4 protein-coding genes are annotated in these 3,505 nt (G+C 59.6%); all 4 read right to left on the reverse strand.

All coding sequences use genetic code 11. The annotated features are described in order from the left end of the window. Window positions 1-140: 140 nt before the first annotated feature. Window positions 141-383: a DUF5348 domain-containing protein gene (locus IEX97_RS14030; RefSeq protein ID WP_188883481.1), complete on the reverse strand. Its 243-nt coding sequence runs from the start codon at window positions 381-383 to the stop codon at window positions 141-143. Continuing rightward, on the reverse strand, window positions 380-1,180 hold the full coding sequence (locus IEX97_RS12715; RefSeq protein WP_188883482.1) for an ExeA family protein: 801 nt from the start codon (window positions 1,178-1,180) through the stop codon (window positions 380-382). Before IEX97_RS12715 ends, IEX97_RS14030 begins: the two co-directional genes overlap by 4 nt. Next, window positions 1,177-2,550 carry a DDE-type integrase/transposase/recombinase gene (locus IEX97_RS12720; RefSeq protein WP_188883483.1) on the reverse strand — a complete coding sequence of 458 codons (1,374 nt, stop codon included), beginning with the start codon at window positions 2,548-2,550 and terminating at the stop codon, window positions 1,177-1,179. Before IEX97_RS12720 ends, IEX97_RS12715 begins: the two co-directional genes overlap by 4 nt. A 93-nt stretch (window positions 2,551-2,643) precedes the next feature. Continuing rightward, window positions 2,644-3,003: a hypothetical protein gene (locus IEX97_RS12725; RefSeq protein ID WP_188883484.1), complete on the reverse strand. Its 360-nt coding sequence runs from the start codon at window positions 3,001-3,003 to the stop codon at window positions 2,644-2,646. Window positions 3,004-3,505 lie beyond the last annotated feature (502 nt).

Consider the following 3,505-nt stretch of genomic DNA (forward strand, 5'->3'; position numbering starts at 1 on the left):
TGTCCACGCTCGCTTTATTTGACGGCGTTTTTCCAACCGTCATTGTCACCTGGAATTGTGGCGCATTCCAACGAAGTTTGGCGGACACCGACAACGAAGAGACCCCGCCGAAGCGGGGTGAGAAGAAATAATCATGGATATCACGGTAAGCGAGCGATGTATCGCGTGCCGCTGCTGAGCAAAAACGTTGTCCGTGAGCGCAGTTTCGGGTCGGGGATGACCACGTACCACCCGCGGGGCCCGAGCTCGAGTCTGCAAGAGATGTAATGCCCTCCGACGCGCAGATCCAATACGTCTCCGCAGTGCAGGTCATACGTGAATGCCGGGCTCTCGAACGTCCACCGGTCGTATGCGGGTGTGTAAACAAGGCTCCCTCGCTTCATCCTCCCGTCACCTCCAGCCACGCCCGTTCCACATGGCTGGTGTCCACCACCTCGTCTTTGCGCAGCGCCGCATCCAGCATCGCACTCTTGCAAACCACACCGACCATGCGAGGATTGCCCTGCGTCATCTTCGCCACCCATTTCATCGCATCCGGGGAGAAGATGGGGCGTGTCGCACCCGCGGCGGTCAGTTGCTGCGCGATGTACTCCGGGACCTCCGCTTCGGTCAGCCCGGTCATGTGGTAGCGAATCTGGATCCGTTGCGACAACGCGGAGAGCACCCGCAGCTTCATCCGTTCGCGAAGCTCCGTTTGGCCCACCAGCCACAGGGAGATCGGGGAAAACGAATCGGCCCGGAAATTGGTCAGGTACCGGATGTCCGCCAGGGTGGCCGGATCCAGTTCGTGGGCTTCATCCACCACAATCACGGCCTGCTGGCCTTTGCTGTACATCTCCTCAAGGACGCGGTGAGTGAGCAATTGATTGTCGACGAGGCGGAACTTGGGTTGAATCTGAAGCTGCTCGAGCAGGACCCGGTACAGCGTTTTGGATGTCAACCCCGCGCTGGCGATGTACAAGAACCTGTATTCGCTCTCGTCCAAGCGCTTCATGACGGCGCGTACCGCGGTCGTTTTCCCGGTGCCGGTATCCCCGGTGACGAGCGCGATTTGCCGGTGCTCGGCGGCGTACGTCAGCCGAGCCGTCAGTTCCTGGTGATTTCGGAACTGCACCAGCTCATCCACCGGAATGTCCCGTTCAAACGGTTCGCGCCGCAGGCCAAAGAACTGTGCTATCATCCCTCATCACCCCGCGCCGCCGAAAACTGTATCCGTCCCAAACGCGCCTTGCGAGCGCTTGCTTCTTTCTGTTCGAGATGCTCCAAAAAGGAGACCCCGGCAGGCAGAGGTTCAGACTCGTCCGGCAAACAGGCCTCCACCCGCTTGTCCACATGTCTGCGCAGCGTCATGGGCACCGCGTCCGCATAGCGGCGGCCCTCATACCAAACCTGGATGCGGCGAAGGTCGAAGGGGTTGTAGCGAAGCTGCACCTTCTTGCCGGCGAGCACCGGTTCCACTTCATACGTGTTTCCTTGTACCGACACACAAGCCGTCTTGTCTGCCTTCGCCCCGTACGTCCACAAAAACGCCTCCTCCAGTACCTGCGGCTCGACGAGTCGCAGTGCTCCATGGGTGGCCAAGACATCTGCCGGGCGTTTTTTGAGCGTGGTGTGCACCCGCTGGTGGTACATCTGCTCCAGCCACGCCCAGAAGTAGCGGTTCAGGTCATCCAGGGACTGGATGGTGCCTTTCCTCACGCACAGTTCCGCCTCCGGACGAAACGATCGCTCCACATACCCGAAAAATTTTTCAATCTTGCCTCGACCCTGAGGAGAATACGGGCGTGTGTGTCGAATCTCAAACCCTAGCCGCGCGGCGATCTCTGTGAGCTGCCCGGCGTGGTACACCTTGGCGTTGTCGCAGTAAAAGATGCGTGGTGTGCCGTGGGCCGCAATCGCCTTCTTCAAGGCATCCTCAATCACGGGCAGGTTTTCGCGGAAGTAAAACGCGGCGTAGCAGATATACCGGCTTTTGTCGTCGAGGACAGCGACAAGCCGGGCCACGCGCATCTGCCCACCGGCATCCACGTCGGGCACGCGCAGAGAGTCACAGATGTCGCACTGCCAAATCTCATGCACCTCGCTGGCGGTGTACCGCTGCCAGGTTCTTACCGGTTTCCGCGCAACCTTGGCGCGAGGGACACCAGCTTTGCGCAGATGTGCCGCGAGCGTGCTGCGACGGATGAACCCTGGTGCGGCCAAACCCTCCATTTCCAGCATGGCGATGATCTGCTCCACCGTGCGCGCGGGCTGCTCCTTGCGCAACGCAATCGCCCGGTCAATGATGACCTGGGGCAATGCACGGGGGCGGCTGTGGTCCGAGCGACCTGCGGGATACAATGCCTCGAACCCGCCCCTGCGGTACAAGGACAGATATCTCTCCAATGTCCGCACGGACAAACGCCGCTGTGTTCCGTCCGGCAGCACATACACTCTCCCTGCAGCAGCCTCCAGCGCCGCCTGGAGGGTGCCCTTCTCCCGGCTGTGCAAAAGCGGTGCAATGACCTCATACCGAAACTGGGCAATCTGCTTCCTGCGCTCTTCGTCCATGGTTCTCACCCCTCTGACGAGCTTGTCAGCCTGATTGTCAGTCAGGGTGAGTGCCGCTCTGAAGATCGACTTTTGTGGGATGAGACAGATGTTTTACGGAGGTGGCGTCGGCAGAAGGCCGTACGAAACCCTGTTTCCCGACAGCGATGGGGCAAACACGTAGAGGATGAGGCGAAGCAGGTTCCAGTTGCCCGAGTCTGCAGATGGACCCGCCCACACAGTCAATCGCTCATAGTAAGCCATGACCCACGCGTCCCTGACACCCGCTCGCAGGCGGGAGAGTGACAGCTCAGGTGCCTCGCGCTGCGCCAACGCGGTCAAGGCTGGGAGGATCTTGTGTACCTGAAGCACCAACCGCCGGAACCAACGCCTAAGCGTGGCCATGTCAAACAGATGAATCCCCCGGACATCCAGATGGCGTAAGACGGTCTCGTAGGACTGTCCCTGGGCCAAGCGGTAACAAGCCTCATCCTGCAGGGGAATGGTTGCTCTCTGGTAGGGCGAGAGGAAAGTTGGCAAGAGCGCGAACGTGTGGCGACAAGCAGGACAAAACCGGCGACGAATGAGAAAAGGGCGAGTGACGTCCATGGGTCTACGAATGTAGACACCATGGCGGTACGTGAACGGATGACCGCACCATATGCACGGCACGTCACGAGGCCCCAGGGAATCTACGAGCTTTTCATACTCGTCTCTCTTGACGGATAGACATGCAATGGATACGATGGGCATGACAGTTCCGGATCCGAGCCCCGGAGCCGGGACTGACGCGGGTTGTGGATGAGAGTTGGGCTGCCAAACCCTTTTTGGACTCCATCCACAACGGGCCGCGCCGCATGGTCTTCACGGGACTCATGCGGCGCTTTCTACATTTTTGGACAAAAATCCTCCCATCTCCGCCACACAATTTGAGAAACCCCGCCGACAACGATGACAAATAAAGCGAGCGTAGACA

Origin of the sequence: Paenalicyclobacillus cellulosilyticus (assembly GCF_014647315.1) — a bacterium.
Taxonomy (GTDB): domain Bacteria; phylum Bacillota; class Bacilli; order Alicyclobacillales; family Alicyclobacillaceae; genus Alicyclobacillus_J; species Alicyclobacillus_J cellulosilyticus.

Excerpts from the sequence above, each read along its gene's own strand:
- IEX97_RS12720 (WP_188883483.1), bottom strand. The coding sequence starts at position 2,550 with ATGGACGAAGAGCGCAGGAAGCAGATTGCCCAGTTTCGGTATGAGGTC.
- IEX97_RS12715 (WP_188883482.1), bottom strand. The coding sequence starts at position 1,180 with ATGATAGCACAGTTCTTTGGCCTGCGGCGCGAACCGTTTGAACGGGAC.
- IEX97_RS14030 (WP_188883481.1), bottom strand. The coding sequence starts at position 383 with ATGAAGCGAGGGAGCCTTGTTTACACACCCGCATACGACCGGTGGACG.